At 66.8% G+C, this 16,254-nt stretch carries 14 protein-coding genes; 6 read left to right on the forward strand and 8 right to left on the reverse strand.

What is annotated here, in order from left to right; genetic code table 11:
* Positions 1 to 49: 49 nt before the first annotated feature.
* The 8 genes from hslV to gshB form a co-directional block, all read right to left on the reverse strand.
* Complete coding sequence (gene hslV / locus KHO27_RS24225; protein ID WP_011536056.1) at positions 50 to 580, reverse strand: ATP-dependent protease subunit HslV; 531 nt, start codon at positions 578 to 580, stop codon at positions 50 to 52.
* 179 nt (positions 581 to 759) lie between these two features.
* Positions 760 to 2,031, reverse strand: coding sequence for a dihydroorotase (locus KHO27_RS24230; RefSeq protein WP_102682237.1), 1,272 nt, complete (start codon positions 2,029 to 2,031; stop codon positions 760 to 762).
* Entirely contained in the window at positions 2,028 to 3,032 is a 1,005-nt protein-coding gene (locus KHO27_RS24235) for an aspartate carbamoyltransferase catalytic subunit (RefSeq protein ID WP_102682236.1), read from the reverse strand. The genes KHO27_RS24230 and KHO27_RS24235 overlap by 4 nt, the downstream gene beginning before the upstream one ends.
* 12 nt (positions 3,033 to 3,044) lie before the next feature.
* Positions 3,045 to 3,563 (reverse strand): bifunctional pyr operon transcriptional regulator/uracil phosphoribosyltransferase PyrR, encoded by a 519-nt coding sequence (gene pyrR, locus KHO27_RS24240; protein WP_102682235.1) that lies wholly within the window; start codon positions 3,561 to 3,563, stop codon positions 3,045 to 3,047.
* Between the two features lie 52 nt (positions 3,564 to 3,615).
* The gene (ruvX, locus tag KHO27_RS24245; protein ID WP_028688357.1) at positions 3,616 to 4,041 is read right to left on the reverse strand and encodes a Holliday junction resolvase RuvX; all 426 of its coding nucleotides are present in this window, start codon (positions 4,039 to 4,041) and stop codon (positions 3,616 to 3,618) included.
* Entirely contained in the window at positions 4,041 to 4,610 is a 570-nt protein-coding gene (locus tag KHO27_RS24250) for a YqgE/AlgH family protein (RefSeq protein WP_110702122.1), read from the reverse strand. The genes ruvX and KHO27_RS24250 overlap by 1 nt, the downstream gene beginning before the upstream one ends.
* A 76-nt stretch (positions 4,611 to 4,686) precedes the next feature.
* A complete protein-coding gene (locus KHO27_RS24255; RefSeq protein ID WP_110702119.1) occupies positions 4,687 to 5,586 on the reverse strand; it encodes an energy transducer TonB in 900 nt (299 codons plus the stop codon).
* A gap of 233 nt (positions 5,587 to 5,819) precedes the next feature.
* Positions 5,820 to 6,773 (reverse strand): glutathione synthase, encoded by a 954-nt coding sequence (gene gshB, locus KHO27_RS24260; protein WP_214500898.1) that lies wholly within the window; start codon positions 6,771 to 6,773, stop codon positions 5,820 to 5,822.
* A 255-nt stretch (positions 6,774 to 7,028) separates the two neighbouring features.
* On the opposite strand from gshB, the gene pilG reads away from it, so the two are divergent.
* From pilG to KHO27_RS24290, 6 genes are all read left to right on the forward strand, one after another.
* The gene (pilG, locus tag KHO27_RS24265) at positions 7,029 to 7,430 is read left to right on the forward strand and encodes a twitching motility response regulator PilG (protein ID WP_110702149.1); all 402 of its coding nucleotides are present in this window, start codon (positions 7,029 to 7,031) and stop codon (positions 7,428 to 7,430) included.
* A gap of 47 nt (positions 7,431 to 7,477) precedes the next feature.
* On the forward strand, positions 7,478 to 7,843 hold the full coding sequence (gene pilH / locus KHO27_RS24270; RefSeq protein WP_046853925.1) for a twitching motility response regulator PilH: 366 nt from the start codon (positions 7,478 to 7,480) through the stop codon (positions 7,841 to 7,843).
* Positions 7,840 to 8,394 (forward strand): chemotaxis protein CheW, encoded by a 555-nt coding sequence (locus tag KHO27_RS24275; RefSeq protein ID WP_110702115.1) that lies wholly within the window; start codon positions 7,840 to 7,842, stop codon positions 8,392 to 8,394. Before pilH ends, KHO27_RS24275 begins: the two co-directional genes overlap by 4 nt.
* 63 nt (positions 8,395 to 8,457) lie before the next feature.
* On the forward strand, positions 8,458 to 10,482 hold the full coding sequence (locus tag KHO27_RS24280; protein WP_102682257.1) for a methyl-accepting chemotaxis protein: 2,025 nt from the start codon (positions 8,458 to 8,460) through the stop codon (positions 10,480 to 10,482).
* Between the two features lie 11 nt (positions 10,483 to 10,493).
* A complete protein-coding gene (locus tag KHO27_RS24285; RefSeq protein WP_214502017.1) occupies positions 10,494 to 15,788 on the forward strand; it encodes an Hpt domain-containing protein in 5,295 nt (1,764 codons plus the stop codon).
* Positions 15,781 to 16,254, forward strand: a complete 474-nt coding sequence (locus KHO27_RS24290; protein WP_110702111.1) for a chemotaxis protein CheW — start codon at positions 15,781 to 15,783, stop codon at positions 16,252 to 16,254. Before KHO27_RS24285 ends, KHO27_RS24290 begins: the two co-directional genes overlap by 8 nt.

Genomic DNA, 16,254 nt, shown 5'->3' on the forward strand with positions numbered 1-16,254 from the left:
GATCAGTGTGGAAAAGTCCCGCTGCGAGCGGGACGCCAAAACAACTGATTCACTCGGCCAGGTCCTGCTCCTCGATGGTCAGGTTGTGGTTGGTGAACACGCAGATGTCGCCGGCGATGTTCAGGGCGGCCTCGGTGATCTCGCGGGCCGAGAGGTCGGTCTTGTTCAGCAGGGCGCGGGCCGCGGCCTGGGCATAGCCACCACCGGAACCCATGGCGATCAGCCCGTCCTCGGGTTCGACCACGTCGCCGTTGCCGGTGATGATCAGGGATGCATCCTTGTTGGCCACGGCCAGCATCGCTTCCAGGCGGCTCAGCGAGCGGTCGGTACGCCATTCCTTGGCCAGCTCGACGGCGGCACGCACCAGGTGGCCGGAGTGTTTCTGCAGCTGGGCTTCGAAGCGCTCGAACAGGGTGAAGGCATCGGCGGTGGCACCGGCAAAACCGGCGATGACCTGGCCGTTGTACAGGCGCCGCACTTTCTTGGCGTTGCCTTTCATCACGGTGTTGCCGAGGGAAACCTGGCCGTCGCCGCCCATGACGACTTTGCCGTTACGGCGGACAGAAACGATGGTAGTCAAGGGGAGAGTCTCCACGCAGCGGGGCGAAAATGCCTGATGCAGACTCATATGGGGGGAGGGGGGAAGGATTTCAACCGAGAGGGATGAATGGTTGTTTCAAGGCATTGCCTGGCAGGCCTGCTCCACACAATGACCCCGGGGGGCTTCGTGGGAGCGGGCTTGCCCCGTGATGGCGTTACTCAGGCCTCGTGGCAGACGTGCCCATCGACCAAGGTATAACGCACCGCGCCCGGCAGGCAGTGGCCGATGAACGGGCAGTTCTCGCCGCGGGAGAACCAGTGTTCGCCGGCCACGGTCGAGGCTTTCGGGTCGAACAGCACCAGGTCGGCGGCGGCGCCGACTTTCAGCTCGCCGGCTGGCAGGCGCATGGCCGTGGCCGGGCCGCTGCTAAGGCGTGCCAACAAGGTCGGCAGGTCGAGCAGGCCGTCCTCCACCAGGGTCATGGCCAGCGGCAACAGCAGTTCTACACTGCTGATGCCTGGCTCGGTGGCGCCGAACGGCGCCAGCTTGGCATCGCGCTCGTGGGGCTGGTGATGGCTGGAGATTGCCTGGATCACCCCGGATTTCACCGCCTCGCGCAGGCCGTCGCGGTCGGCGGCGGTGCGCAGCGGCGGCTGCACGTGGTACAGGCTTGAGAAGTCGCGCAGGGCCTCATCGGTGAGGATCAGTTGGTACAGCGCCACATCGGCGGTGACCGGCAGCCCCAACTGCTGGGCCTGGGCGATCAGCCGGGCGCCACGGGCGCTGGTGATCTGGGTGAAGTGAGCGCGCACGCCGCTCTGCTCGACCAGCAGCAGGTTGCGGGCCAGGGCCACGGTCTCGGCGGTTTCCGGGATGCCAGGCAGGCCGAGGAAGCTGGCCATCGGCCCCTCGTGGGCGAGGCCGCCCTGGGCCAGGTCACGGTCCTGGGAATGGAACACCACGGTCAGGTCGAAGGTGGCGGCGTATTCCAGGGCGCGAGCCAGGGTGCGGTTGTTGGGGATCTCTTTCAGGCCGTTGCCGAAGGCCACGCAGCCAGTGTCGCGCAGGGCCACCAGTTCGGCCAGTTGCTCGCCTTCCAGGCCTTTGGTCAGGGCACCGATCGGATAGACCTTGCTGTTGGCCGCTTCGCGGGCGCGGTCAAGGATCAGTTCGGCGACGGCCGAGGTGTCCAATACCGGCTTGGTCTGCGGTGGGCAGCACAGGCTGGTGACGCCACCGGCGACCGCGGCGCGGGTTTCGCTGGCGATGTTGCCTTTGCGGCTGTAGCCAGGTTCGCGCAGGGAGACGCCGAGGTCGACCAGGCCTGGGGCGGCGACCAGGCCATCGGCCTGGATCATGCGGCTGGCGCTGAAACCGGCTGGAGCGGCGCCGATGGCGGCAATGCGCCCGCCGTCGAGGTGCAGGTCGGTGACCTTGTCCAGGCCGCTGGCAGGATCGATGACCCGGGCGCCGATAATGCTGATGGTCACTGGGCGTTCTCCTGCTCGAATTGACGTTGCGCGTTCTGCCCGCTCATGGCCATGGACAGCACCGCCATGCGTACGGCGATGCCGTAGGTGACCTGGTTGAGGATCACTGAGTGCTGGCCGTCTGCCACTGCCGACTCGATCTCCACGCCGCGGTTGATCGGGCCTGGGTGCATGACGATGGCGTCGGGTTTGGCACCGGCCAGGCGCGCGGTGGTCAGGCCGAACAGGCGGTAGAACTCGCCCTCGCTGGGCAGCAGGCCGCCGGCCATTCGCTCACGCTGCAGGCGCAGCATGATCACCACGTCGACATCCTTGAGGCCTTCGGCGAGGTCCGTGTACACCTTCACGCCATACTGCTCGATGCCGATCGGGATCAGCGTCTTCGGGCCGATCACGCGGATGTCCGGGCAGCCCAGCGCCTTGAGCGCGAGCATGTCGGAGCGGGCCACGCGCGAGTGCAGGATATCGCCGACGATGGCCACCGACAGGTTCTCGAAGCTGCCCTTGTGCCGACGGATAGTCAGCATGTCGAGCATGCCCTGGGTCGGGTGGGCGTGGCGGCCGTCACCGCCGTTGATCACCGCCACGTCCGGGCACACGTGCTCGGCGATGAAATGGGCGGCGCCGGAGTCGGAGTGGCGCACGACGAACATGTCGGCGGCCATGGCCTCCAGGTTGCGCAGGGTGTCGAACAGGGTCTCGCCCTTGCTGGTCGAGGAGGTCGACACGTTCAGGCTGATCACGTCCGCCGACAGGCGCTGGGCGGCCAGCTCGAAGGTGGTGCGGGTACGGGTGGAGTTCTCGAAGAACACGTTGCACACGGTCTTGCCGCGCAGCAGCGGGACTTTCTTCACGGCCCGGGCGCCGACTTCGAGGAACGAGTCGGCGGTGTCGAGGATCTCGGTCAGCAGTTCGCGGGGCAAACCGTCGAGCGAGAGGAAGTGGCGCAGCTGGCCCTGATCATTGAGCTGCAGCGGGCGCTTGGCGTCGAATGGCGTCATCGCGGGGGACTCTTAAAGGGCGGATGCGGGAGCGAGGTCCTGGCGCTCGAGGGCGAGCGGCGTGGGTCCGGTCAATTTTACCCGTTCATGGGCGGCCAGGGACAGGGTGGCGCCAAGCACATTCGGGCGGATCGGCAGTTCGCCGGCATCCAGGTCGAGCAGGCACACCAGCGTCACGCTGGCCGGGCGGCCGTAGTCGAACAGCTCGTTGAGCGCGGCGCGGATGGTACGCCCGCTCATCAGCACGTCGTCCACCAGCACCAGGTGCTGGCCTTCGATCTCGAAGGGCAATTCCGAGGGGCGCACCTGCGGGTGCAGGCCGTTCTGGCTGAAATCGTCACGGTAGAAGGAGACGTCCAGGGTACCCAGCGGGCTCTGGTCGCCGAGCTCGGCCTGCAGGGCCTGGGCCACCCACACACCGCCGGTACGGATGCCGATGAAGCGTGGCTCGGCGATCGTGCGGCGGGCCAGGTGGGCGCGAAGGTCGACGGCCATCTGCCGGATCAGGTCGGCGGGATTGGGTAGGCTCATTGCGTGCTCCTCGGAAGGCGGGCGCCGGCAAGCCGCCGGCGGCAAAGCGGATTTAAGTGTTGGCCTCCAGCCAGCCTTGCAGCAGCAGGGCCGCGGCGATGGCGTCGACCGGATTGTCGCGGTAGCTGCCATGACGGCCGCCACGGGCCATCTGCTCGCCCTTGGCTTCGAAGGTGGTGAGCCGTTCGTCGTGGGTGTGTACCGGCAGGTTGTAGCGGCCGTGCAGGCGACGGGCGAATTTTTCGGCGCGTTCGCTCATCTCGCTGGGCGTGCCGTCCATGTTCAGCGGCAGGCCGACGACGATGGCGTCGGGTTTCCATTCCTTGATCAGCTTCTCGACCTGGTTCCAGTCCGGCACGCCGTTCTGTGCCTTGAGCGTGCACAGTTCCCGGGCCTGGCCGGTGATCACCTGGCCGACGGCCACGCCGATCTGCCGGGTGCCGTAGTCGAAGCCAAGCAGCAAGCGCAGTTCGGCCATCAGGCGTGGCCCGCCTGGCTGGTCAGCAGGCTGAGGTTGATCCCCAGGCTGGCGGCGGCGGCGCCCAGGCGCATGTCGCTGGCCATGCCGAAGATGATCTCGGGGTCGAAGGGGCAGTTGAGCCAGGCGTTGTCGGCAAGCTCGGCTTCCAGCTGGCCGGCTTCCCAGCCCGCGTAGCCCAGGGTGATCAGGCTCTTGCGCGGACCGTCGCCGGCGGCGATGGCGAACAGCACGTCCTGGGAGGTGGACAGCGACAGGCCCTCCAGCTCGACCGTGGCCTGGTAGTTGCGGTCGTTGCTGTGGAGCACGAAGCCGCGGTCGGTCTGCACCGGGCCGCCCTGGTAGATCGGGATGTGCAGGGTGCTGGCGGGCGGCTCATCGTCCGGGCGCAACTGCTCGAGGATGTCGGCCAGGTTCAGCTCCTGCGGGCGGTTGACCACCAGGCCCATGGCGCCGTGGGCATTGTGCTCGACGATGTAGGTGAGGGTCTGGGCAAAGTTCGGATCGGCCATGTGCGGCATGGCGATCAGGAACTGGTGCTTGAGGTAGCTGGGGGCGAGGGTCTTCATGTCCGCTAGTGTGGCGCCAGGTGGCGAGGCTGACAAGGTGCTCTGCAGGTCAGTCTGGGGCCGCAACGCAGCCCGATCAGTTGCTCTGCAGCCGGTCACCCCGGGCAAAGCGCCAGGTACGGATGATTTCCAGGCGGTCGAACTCCGCCAGGTCCCCGGTGAATGGCGCGAAGGGCGCCGCCAGGCGCACGATGCGCTGGGCGGCCTGGTCCAGCACGGGCTGGCCGGAGGACTCCAGCACCAGCACCTCGTACAGCGAACCGTCGCGGTTGATCGACACCATCATCCGCAGGCTGCCGTACATCTGCTGGCGCCGGGCTTCTTCGGGGTAGTTGAGGTTGCCGATGCGCTCGACCTTCTTGCGCCACTCTTCCTTGTACCAGGCACCCTTGTCGCGCAGGGTCGAGGCGGCATTCAGGCGGTGGATGCGCGGGCGTTTGGCGTAAAGCTGCTGTTCCTGGGACAGTTCGGCCTCTAGGCTGGCGATCTGGCTGGACAGCTGCGAACTGTCGAAGTCCGGTACCTTGGCCTCGGGCTTAGGTTGCGGCTTGCTCTCCTTGGGCCTGGGCTCGGCTTTCTGCGGCTTCGGCGCCTGGGTGGCGACCACGGACTTCGCCGGTGCCGGGGGTGTTTGCGGTTTCGCCGCCGGGGGCGGGGTGATCTTGTTGATCTTGCTGTCCTGGAACGGCGCGACCTCGGTGGTCTTGGGCACCGCTTTCTTGTCCAGCGTACCGCTACCCTGCTGGTTGTCCTGGGCTTGGAAATCGGCCTTCTCGGGCGCTTTCTCGCTCTTGAAGGTGGCCAAGGTGATATCCATGGCGTGTCGGATTTCGGCCGGTTTGACCACGGTGAAACCCACGCCCAGGATCAGCGCCAGGTGCACCAGGGTGGCCAGGAACAGTGTGAAACCGAGCCGGTCCACCGGGCGGACGCGCGGTGGCAGCAGGTCGGGTGGGATGTCGGCGGGGAGCGTCATCGGGTATCCAGCAACCGCTAGGCTCTGTACGAAAAGCCTTGATACTTGTTCATGCTGCGTTGAAAACAGCCTCGGAATGCTCATGTACTCCAGTACACTGCGCTTCCTCGGCGGTTTTCGCCTTGCCTGACCTGCGTCTCAAGACTTTTCGTACAGAGCCTCGGCGGGGCAGCAGCTCAGTCGAAAAGGACCGGCATCATACCCCACTGCGCGGTGTTGCCACCTGTCTTCGGTCAGCGCGCCTGAAGCTTGCGATCAATGGCGTCCATCAATTGCCCGCCGATATTGGTGTTGAAGGCGGCGTCGATCTCGCGGATGCAGGTCGGGCTGGTGACGTTGATTTCGGTGAGGTAGTCGCCGATCACGTCCAGGCCGACGAACAGCAGGCCCTTTTCACGCAAGGTCGGGCCGACCTGGGCGGCGATCCAGCGATCGCGCTCGCTCAACGGGCGGGCTTCGCCGCGACCACCGGCGGCCAGGTTGCCGCGGGTCTCGCCGCTGGCCGGGATGCGCGCCAGGCAGTAGTCCACCGGCTCGCCGTCGATCATCAGGATGCGCTTGTCGCCATCCTTGATCGCCGGCAGGTAGGCCTGCACCATGATCTGCTGGGCGCCGAGCGCGGTCAGGGTCTCGAGGATCACCGACAGGTTGGGGTCGCCGACCCGGTGACGGAAGATCGAAGTGCCACCCATGCCATCCAGCGGCTTGAGAATCACATCACCATGCTCGGCGGCGAACTCACGGATGATGTCGGGGCGGCGGCTGACCAGCGTGGGGGGCGTGCACTGCGGGAACAGCGTGGCGAACAGCTTCTCGTTGCAGTCGCGCAGGCTCTGCGGGCGGTTGACCACCAGCACGCCTTCGGCCTCGGCCTGTTCCAGCAGGTAGGTGCTGTAGACGAACTCCATGTCGAAGGGCGGGTCCTTGCGCATCAGGATCACGTCCAGCTCGGCCAGGGTGCTGTCCTGCTCCTCGCCCAGTTCGAACCAGCGGGCCGGGTCGGCGAACACCTTGAGCGGGCGCATGCGTGCGCGGGCCTTGCCCTGGCCCTGGTACAGATCGCGCTGCTCCATGTAGAACAGGCTCCAGCCGCGGGCCTGGGCGGCCAGCAGCATGGCCAGCGAGCTGTCCTTTTTGTAGGAGATGGACGCGATGGGGTCCATGACAATCCCGAGGCGAACGCTCATGGGTAGTTCCTCTTGGCGGCCCTAGGCCGCGATGGCACGAAAGAAAAGTGGCTCAGGGTGGCGCCGGGCGCGCCCACGGTCAAGGGGCGGGCGGATGGAATGGCCTTCGGGAGTGTGCTAAAAAGGCTCGATCCAGCTTCAAGCTCCAAGCCACAAGCTGCAAGAGAGCCGGGCTGCACACCCATTTGCTTTTACTTGACGCTTGTAACTTGCAGCTTGCCGCTCAGACCAGAGCAGCAAATGATGGCGAACTATATGGAACAACCCCTGAAGGTGATGGTGATCGACGATTCCCGCACGATCCGCCGCACCGCGCAGATGTTGCTCGGCGAGGCAGGCTGCGAGGTGATCACCGCCAGTGACGGCTTCGACGCCTTGGCCAAGATCGTCGACCACAAACCGCGGGTCATCTTCGTCGACGTGCTGATGCCGCGCCTCGACGGCTACCAGACCTGCGCCATCATCAAGCACAACAGCGCGTTCAAGGACACCCCGGTGATCCTGCTCTCTTCCCGCGACGGCCTGTTCGACAAGGCCCGCGGCCGGGTGGTCGGTTCCGACCAGTTCCTGACCAAACCGTTCAGCAAGGAAGAACTGCTCGATGCGATCCGTGCCTGCGTGCCCGGTTTCGCCGTGCAGGACCCACACGCACCCTGACGCCGCCCACGCAAGGCGGCGTCTCTATTTCCTGATGGGGAAACAGCATGGCCCGAGTTCTGATTGTCGACGACTCGCCGACAGAGATGTACAGATTGACCGAATGGCTGGAGAAGCACGGCTATGGGGTGCTCAAGGCCGACAACGGCGCCGACGGCGTGGCCCTGGCCCGCCAGGAGAAGCCCGACGCGGTGCTGATGGACATTGTCATGCCCGGCATGAACGGATTCCAGGCCACCCGCCAGCTGAGCAAGGACCCGGAAACCAGCGCCATCCCGGTGATCGTGGTCACCACCAAGGACCAGGAAACCGATCGGATCTGGGCCCAGCGCCAGGGCGCCCGCGACTTCCTGACCAAACCTGTGGAAGAAGACGCGCTGATCGCCAAGCTCAAAGAAGTGCTGCAGGCTTGACCACCCGGCCCCAGGGCGCGTCGCTGACCGCCTTCGAGCTGCTGCTGGACATCGACCGGCGCTGCCGCCTGCTGGTGGCCGACCAGCCACCGCAGGACATCCGCCTGCAACAATGGAGCGGCATCGGCTTTCGTGTCGCCGGGCAGTGGTTCGTCGCGCCCATGGGTGAAGTCGCCGAAGTGTTGCGCGAACCCCGCGCTAGCCGGGTGCCGGGTGTGCAGCCCTGGGTGCGCGGAGTGGCCAACCTGCGTGGGCGGCTGCTGCCGGTGATGGACCTGTGTGCATTCTTCGGCCTGGGGCCGGCGGCGGCGGGCAAGCAACGGCGGGTGCTGGTGTTGGATCACGAAGAGCTGTTCGCCGGGCTGCTGGTGGACGAAGTGGTCGGCCTGCAGCACTTCGCCCTGAGCAGCCTCGAACTGTCGCCGCCGCAACCGTTGATCCGCGCGGCCGCGCCCTTCGTGCAGGGCCATTTTCCCCGTGAGCGCAATTGGGCGATCTTCAGCCCGTTCGCCCTGGCCCAGGCGCCGGGCTTTCTCGATGTGGCGTTGTAGAGGACTTTCGACGTGAACAAGCCAGGACCCACCGTTGCCGCAGCCGGCGTCTCGCCCGCCGCCGTGGCCCAACGCCCGCGCAGCACCGCGCAGATCACCGTGCTGTTCGTGGTGCTGATCCTGTCGATCGTCCTGTTGTTCGCCAACTTCGCCTACCTCAACACCCAGGCCAACCACGACAAGCAGTACATCGGCCATGCCGGCGAGCTGCGCGTGCTGTCCCAGCGCATTGCCAAGAACGCCACCGAGGCGGCGGCGGGCAAGGCGCTGGCGTTCAGGCTGCTCAGCGACGCGCGCAACGACTTCGAGCGGCGCTGGAGCTACCTGCGCGAGGGGGACAAGACCACCGGCCTGCCCGCCGCGCCCGCCACGGTACGCGACGAAATGGACGCGGTGCGCCAGGACTGGGAGAACCTGCGCAAGAACACCGACACCATCCTGGCCAGCGAACAGACCGTGCTGTCGTTGCACCAGGTCGCGGCCACCCTGGCCGAGACCGTTCCGCAGTTGCAGGTCGAATACGAGAAAGTGGTGGAAATCCTGCTGCAGAGCGGTGCGCCGGCCAACCAGGTGGCCGTGGCCCAGCGCCAGTTGCTGTTGGCCGAGCGCATTCTCGGCTCGGTCAACACCGTGCTCGCCGGTGACGAGACTTCGGTGCAGGCCGCCGATGCCTTCGGCCGCGACGCCAGCCGCTTCGGCCAGGTGCTCGAGGGCATGCTCGCCGGCAACCCGGCGATCCAGGTCACCCGCGTCGAGGACGCCGATGCCCGGGCGCGGCTGGCCGAGATCGCCGAACTGTTCCAGTTCGTCTCGGGCTCGGTGGACGAAATCCTCGAGACTTCGCCCGAACTGTTCCGCGTGCGCGAGGCTGCCGGTAACATCTTCAGCCTGTCGCAGACCCTGCTCGACGAGGCCTCGCACCTGGCCAACGGCTTCGAAAACCTGGCCGGCGGGCGTACCCTCGATACTGTCGGCGGCTACGTACTCGGCCTGCTGGCACTGGCCTCGATCATCCTCATCGGCCTGGTGATGGTGCGCGCCACCCACCGCCAGCTCCGCGAGACCGCGGAAAAGAACGAGCGCAACCAGCAGGCGATCATGCGCCTGCTCGACGAGATCGAGGAACTGGCCGACGGCGACCTGACCGTGACCGTTTCGGTGACAGAGGACTTCACCGGAGCCATCGCCGACTCGATCAACTTCTCGGTCGACCAGCTGCGCGACCTGGTAGCCACCATCAACCACAGTGCCGAGCAGGTCGCCGCTGCGGTGCAGGACACCCAGAACACCGCCCGCCAACTGGCCAAGGCCTCCGAGCACCAAGCCGAGCAGATCAGCGAGGCGTCCGAGGCGGTGGGCGATATGGTCGAGTCGATCGACCGGGTCTCCGCGCATGCCTATGAATCGGCCAAGGTGGCCGAGCGTTCGGTGGCCATCGCCAACAAGGGCAACGAAGTGGTGCACAACACCATCCACGGCATGGACAACATCCGCGAGCAGATCCAGGACACCGCCAAGCGGATCAAGCGCCTGGGTGAGTCCTCCCAGGAGATCGGCGATATCGTCAGCCTGATCGACGACATTGCCGAGCAGACCAACATCCTCGCCCTCAACGCGGCCATCCAGGCATCGCTCGCCGGCGAGGCCGGCCGCGGCTTTGCCGTGGTCGCCGACGAGGTGCAGCGCCTGGCCGAGCGCTCGTCCTCGGCAACCCGGCAGATCGAGGCGTTGGTACGCACCATCCAGGCCGATACCAACGAGGCGGTGATCTCCATGGAGCAGACCACCGCCGAAGTGGTGCGCGGCGCGCGCCTGGCCCAGGACGCCGGCGTGGCCCTGGCAGAGATCGAAGGCGTGTCGCAGACGATGGCCGACCTTATTCACAGCATCTCCGATGCCGCTCAGTTGCAGACGTCGTCTGCCGGGCAGATTTCCCACACCATGGCGGTGATCCAGCAGATCACCGCGCAGACCTCCGCCGGTTCCGGCGCCACGGCCGACAGCATCCGCCACCTGGCACGCATGGCCAGCGAGATGCGCCGCTCGGTATCCGGTTTCACCCTGCCCAAGCCGGTGGAGCGGTCGTGAGCGGGGCGAGCATGGCCGGCCCGGGCAATACGGCCGGCGAGCGCCACGACACGGTGGCCCTGGCCTGGATCAAGGCCCCCATCCTCGATTGCCTGGCGCAGGCGCGCCAGGCCCTGGAGCGTTTCTCGGCGGAGCCAGGCGACCTGTCGATGCTGGCGTTCTTCGTCGACAACCTGCACCAGGTGCACGGTTGCCTGCACCTGCTCGAATTGCCGGGCGCGACGCGCCTGGCCGAGGAACTGGAGCTGCTGGGACGGGCCATGGCCGAGGGCCAGGTGAGCCCTCGCGGTGACTGCCTGGGCGCGCTGTTCCGGGGGCTTGAGCAATTGCCGCCTTACCTGGATCGACTGCGGGGAGCGCGTCACGACTTGCCGCTGGTGGTCATGCCGTTGCTCAACCAACTGCGGGTCTGCCGGGGTGCCGAGCCCCTGGCCCAGGGCAGCCTGCTGGGCGAGCTCGGGCAGCGCCTGGCGGGCGCCGCGGACCTCGCCAACCTCGACCTTTCCCTGGGGAGCTGGCGTGAGCACATGCAGGCCGGCCCTGGGCGGGACGCGCTGCGTTCGGTGGTGATGGCCCTGTGCGATGACCTGATGCGCATCAAGGACCGTCTCGACCCCTTTGTCAGTGGCGAGCATCCGCCCCGCGAGTCGTTGGAAACCTTGCTGCCACCCTTGCGCCATGTCGCAGATACCCTGGCAGTGCTGGGTTTCCAGCAGCCACGACGAGTAATCATCGACCAGGTGCTGGCGCTGCAGGCGCAGGTCGAGAAGGACGGCGCGGTGGACGAGGCGCTGTTGATGGATGTCGCCGGGGCGCTGTTGTACGTCGAGGCGACCCTCAACGGCATGGTCGGCCCGTTGGAGGAGACCTCGCCAGGCAACCTGCCTGGTTCTGACCTTGCCGAGATTCGCCAACTGGTACTCAACGAGTCGCTCAATGTGCTGCAGCAGGCCAAGGACCTGATCGGCGACTGCCTGGAGTCGGACTGGTCGCGTCAGCGCCTGCAGGCCTTGCCCGGTTTGCTGCAGCAGGTGCGCGGGGCGTTGGCGATGCTGATGCTGCCGGCCGCCGCCGAGGTGTTCGGTGGGTGCGCGGGGTATGTGCAGGGCTGGTTGGTCCATGTGGAGGACGAGCCGCTGCCCGATGAGCTGGCCCACCTGGCCGATGCCCTGTGCGCCGGGGAGGCCTGGTTGCAGTGGCGGGTGGCCGATCCTCTGGCCGATGCCCAGCGTTTCATCGACATGGCCCACGCCAGCCTGATCGCCCTGGGCGTGCAATGCCCGCGCCTCGAGCGGCCCTTGGCTGGCTCTGGCATGGCGGACGGTGTCGATGACGAGTTGCGCGGGGTTTTTCTCGAAGAGGCCGGCGAACTGTTGCCTGAACTCGAGCGCCAGTGGCTGCGTTGGCGTGCCGACAACGGCCTGCGCGAGGCACTGATCGAGGTACGCCGCGCGCTGCATACGCTCAAGGGCAGCGGGCGGATGGTTCATGCAGAGGCCGTGGCAGAACTCGCCTGGGGCGCCGAGCACCTGCTCAACCGGGTGCTGGAGGGGCGCATCACACTGAGCGCCGAAGGCCTGGTGGCCTTGCAGCAAGTGTTCGTGCGCCTGCCCGACCTGCTCGCCGACTTCGCCGCCAGCCAATTGCCGCCCACTGCGGAGATAGAGCAGCTGGCCGGGCATCTGCACGCACTGGCGCTCAATGACACGCCGGCCAGCGCCAGCATCGACGGGCTCGATCCGCAGCTGCTGGAGATTTTCCGTAACGAGGCCCAGGGGCACCTGGCCGGGCTCGATGTTTTCCTGCAGGTGGCTGGTGCCCAAGGCACAGTGGTCAGCGACAGCCTGCAACGCGCCTTGCACACCCTCAAGGGCAGCGCCGCCATGGCCGGCGTGATGCCGGTGGCGGAACTGGCCACCGCGCTCGACCGCCTGGTGCGCGAGTACAAAGGTCACCACCTGCCTTTACAGCAGGCCGAGATCGAGCTGCTGGAGGCTGCGCGTGCGCTGTTCCACCTGGGGCTGGACCAGTTGGATAGCTCACCATTGGCTGCCATCCCGGGGGCTGCGGCGTTGATCGAGCAGGTCGGGCAAACGGTCGATGCCAGGCTCGCCCGGCACCAGGCCGAGCCGCACCCGTCGCGCCGGGCCAGGCGTGACCCGCAACTGACGGCCACCTTCCTGACCCTGGGCATGGATATCCTGCTTGACGCCGAGGCGCGGCTGGCCAACTGGCAGGCCGACCCCACGCAGCATCATGAGCTGCACCTGCTGCTCGAGGAAATGACCACCCTCAGCCATGGCGCGCACCAGGCTGAGCTGTGGCAGGTGGATGAAGTCTGCGAAGGGCTGCTCGACCTCTATGGCGCGGTCGAAGAGGGCAGCCTTGCGGTGACACCGCGTTTCTTTGCCATCGCCCGTCAGGCCCACGAAGCGCTGCTCGACCTGTTCGACGAAATAGCCGCCGGGCAGGATCCGACCGCCCGCCCCGATTGCCTGGCCGCCTTGCATGGCTTGCTTGACGATGCCCTCGACCCGGCGGCCCTGGGGTTGGTCGGCGCAGCTGGCGCGACAGTGCTGCCCCTACCTGGCCAGTTGCCGGACCCCGCTGTCGTCGAGCTGTTTCTCGAGGAGGCCGCGGATATTCTCGAAGGCGCCGACCAGGCACTGCGGCAATGGAAGGACGATCCCGAAAGCCTGTCACCGCTGTCTGCGTTGCAACATGATGTGCTGACCCTCAAGGGCGGTGCGCAGATGGCCGCGATTGGCGCCATCGAAGTGCTTGCCCAGGAGCTCGCGCGGCTCTACGAAGGGCTGGTGGACCGGCGGATCGGGGCAAGCCCAGGGCTGTTCGAGATGCTCGCACGCAGCCATGACGCCCTGGCCGAGATGCTGCGCAGCTTGCGCGAGGGCCAGTCACCGCTGTCGGCGGTGGCGTTGCTGGGCGAGCTGCGCGATTTCCGCCATAACGCTCCGCCACCTGGCCCGACCGAGGCGCAGGACGACACGCAGGAAAGCGAAGGCGACAAGGAACTACTGGAGGTTTTCCTCGAAGAGAGCTCCGATATCCTCGAAAGCGCGGCCCAGTCCCTGGCGCGTTGGCAGGCCGACCCGCGCAACACGGTCGAGGTGGAGAACCTGTTGCGCGACCTGCACACCCTAAAGGGGGGGGCGCGCATGGTCGAGATCGCCGCCATCGGCGACCTGGCCCATGAGCTGGAATTCCTGTACGAGCTGCTGGCGGCCGCGCGGCTGCCGTCGACGCCGGCCTTGTTCAGCCTGCTGCAGAACTGCCATGACCGCCTGGCGCACATGCTCGACGCGGCGCGCCTGGGCGAGCCGCTGCACGCGGCGACGGCGCTGATCGACTATATCCGCAACTTCTCCAGCGCCGCGCTGACCGACAGCGCCGCCGGGCAGCCCCAGGCCGAGCCCGCCCCGGCCGAAGCCCCGGCTGTCGCGCCCGAGCGGTCCGGGGACATGGTCAAGGTCGATGCCGAACTGCTTGACGACCTGGGCAACCTGGCCGGCGAGCATTCGGTGATCCGTGGGCGCATCGAGCAGCAGGTCAACGATGCGCAGTTCGCTCTCAACGAGATGGAGACCACGCTGGAGCGCATGCGCGACCAGCTGCTGCGCCTGGATATCGAGACCCAGGGGCGGATCTCGAGCCGGCACCAGTTCGAGGGTGACGCCTATGACGACTTCGACCCCCTGGAGATGGACCGTCATTCGCAGTTGCAGCAATTGTCGCGGGCGCTGTTCGAGTCCACCTCGGACCTGCTCGACCTCAAGGAGACCCTGCTGCAGCGGGCCCAGGAAGCGCACAGCCTGTTGCAGCAGCAGGCGCGGGTCAACAGCCAGTTGCAAGAGGGGCTGACCGCCACCTTGATGGTACCGTTCGAGCGCCTGGTGCCGCGTTTGCAACGGGTGGTGCGGCAGGTGGCGAGCGAACTGGGCAAACAGGTCGAACTGGTGGTCGGCAATGCCGAGGGCGAGCTGGACCGCAGTGTGCTCGAGCGCATGGTCGCGCCGCTGGAACACATGCTGCGCAATGCCGTCGACCATGGCCTGGAAGCCCGCGAGGCGCGCCTGGCGGCCGACAAGCCGGAGCAGGGCACCATCCACCTGAACTTGCTGCACGAAGGCGCCGACATCGTCATCGAGATGAGCGACGACGGTGCCGGGGTGCCGCTGGAGGCGGTGCGCAACAAGGCGATCAAACGCGGCCTGCTCGATCCGCAGGCACGCTTGAGCGACCACGAGATCCTGCAGTTCATCCTGCGCCCGGGGTTTTCCACGGCCGAGAAGATCACCCAGATCTCCGGGCGCGGCCTGGGCATGGACGTGGTCCATGAAGAGGTCAAGCAGCTGGGCGGTTCGATGAGCATCGAGTCCAGCCCCGGCAAGGGCGCGCGCTTCCTGATCCGCTTGCCGTTCACCGTGTCGGTGAACCGGGCGCTGATGGTGCACGTGGAGGATGAGCAGTACGCTATTGGGCTGAACACCATCGAGGGCATCGTGCGCGTGCCGCCATCGGAGCTCGAGGCCTGCTACCGACTCGACCCGCCACGCTACAGCTATGCCGGCCATGACTACGCGTTGCGTTACCTCGGCGAGCTGCTGCAGGAGGGTACGCAACCCAACCTGCTGGGCCAGAGCGTGCCGCTGCCGGTGCTGCTCACCCATTCCCACGAGCAATCGTTCGCGATCCAGGTCGACAGCCTGTCGCCCAGCCGCGAGATCGTGGTCAAGAGCCTGGGCCCGCAGTTCGCGGCGGTGCCAGGGCTGTCCGGTGCCACCCTGCTTGGCGACGGGCGGGTGGTGCTGATTCTCGACCTGCTCGGCCAGTTGCGCGGCCAGCAGCGACGCCTGGCGCGCCTGCCGGGCGCGGCGCAGGGGCAGCATCTGCTGACCGGCCCGGTGCCCAGGCGGCCATTGCTGGTGATGGTGGTGGACGACTCGGTGACCGTGCGCAAGGTCACCAGCCGCCTGCTCGAACGCCACGGCATGAGCGTGCTGACCGCCAAGGACGGGGTGGATGCCATGGCGCTGCTCGAGGAGCACCGCCCGGACGTGTTGCTGCTGGACATCGAGATGCCGCGCATGGACGGCTTCGAGGTGGCCACGCGCATCCGCCGCGACGAACGCCTGGCACAGTTGCCGATCATCATGATCACCTCGCGCACCGGGCAGAAGCACCGCGACCGGGCCATGGCCATCGGCGTCAACGAATACCTCGGCAAGCCTTACCAGGAGTCGGTCCTGTTGCAGAGCATCGCCCACTGGAGCCAACCCCATGCTTGAACATATCGCCGGCCAGCGCAGCAGCCTCACCGGCCTGCTGTTGCCCTTGGGCGACCGCACCCTGGTACTGCCCAACGTGGCGGTGGCCGAATTGATTGGTCATCGCGCCATCGCCTGCGAGCCAGGGGAGCCGGCCTGGCACCTGGGCTGGGTGGACTGGCGCCAGCAGCGCTTGCCGTTGATCGGTTTCGAGGCAGCCTGTGGCGGGCAGACCACCTGCGGCGAGCGGGCACGGGTAGTGGTGCTCAATGCACTGGGGGATACCGGCCTGCGCTTCCTGGCGTTGCTGCTGCAGGGTATTCCGCGCTCGTGCAAGCTCGACAGCCAGTTGAACTATGTTGACGTGCCGCTTGCCGCGCTGGAGATGGCAGCAGTGCAGGTGGGCGAGCAGGTGGCGCGAGTGCCGGACCTGGCCGGGCTGGAAAGATTGGTGCGTGACGCTGATCTGCAATCTGCAGCTGGCTAG

Source organism: Pseudomonas sp. RC3H12 (genome assembly GCF_018596375.1).
Taxonomy (GTDB): Bacteria; Pseudomonadota; Gammaproteobacteria; order Pseudomonadales; family Pseudomonadaceae; genus Aquipseudomonas.

Coding starts and splice junctions, on each gene's coding strand:
- KHO27_RS24235 (WP_102682236.1), bottom strand. CDS start 3,032: ATGACGCCATTCGACGCCAAGCGCCCGCTGCAGCTCAATGATCAGGGC.
- pyrR (WP_102682235.1), bottom strand. CDS start 3,563: ATGAGCCTACCCAATCCCGCCGACCTGATCCGGCAGATGGCCGTCGAC.
- ruvX (WP_028688357.1), bottom strand. CDS start 4,041: ATGGCCGAACTGCGCTTGCTGCTTGGCTTCGACTACGGCACCCGGCAG.
- KHO27_RS24250 (WP_110702122.1), bottom strand. CDS start 4,610: ATGAAGACCCTCGCCCCCAGCTACCTCAAGCACCAGTTCCTGATCGCC.
- KHO27_RS24255 (WP_110702119.1), bottom strand. CDS start 5,586: ATGACGCTCCCCGCCGACATCCCACCCGACCTGCTGCCACCGCGCGTC.
- gshB (WP_214500898.1), bottom strand. CDS start 6,773: ATGAGCGTTCGCCTCGGGATTGTCATGGACCCCATCGCGTCCATCTCC.
- pilG (WP_110702149.1), top strand. CDS start 7,029: ATGGAACAACCCCTGAAGGTGATGGTGATCGACGATTCCCGCACGATC.
- pilH (WP_046853925.1), top strand. CDS start 7,478: ATGGCCCGAGTTCTGATTGTCGACGACTCGCCGACAGAGATGTACAGA.
- KHO27_RS24285 (WP_214502017.1), top strand. CDS start 10,494: ATGGCCGGCCCGGGCAATACGGCCGGCGAGCGCCACGACACGGTGGCC.
- KHO27_RS24290 (WP_110702111.1), top strand. CDS start 15,781: ATGCTTGAACATATCGCCGGCCAGCGCAGCAGCCTCACCGGCCTGCTG.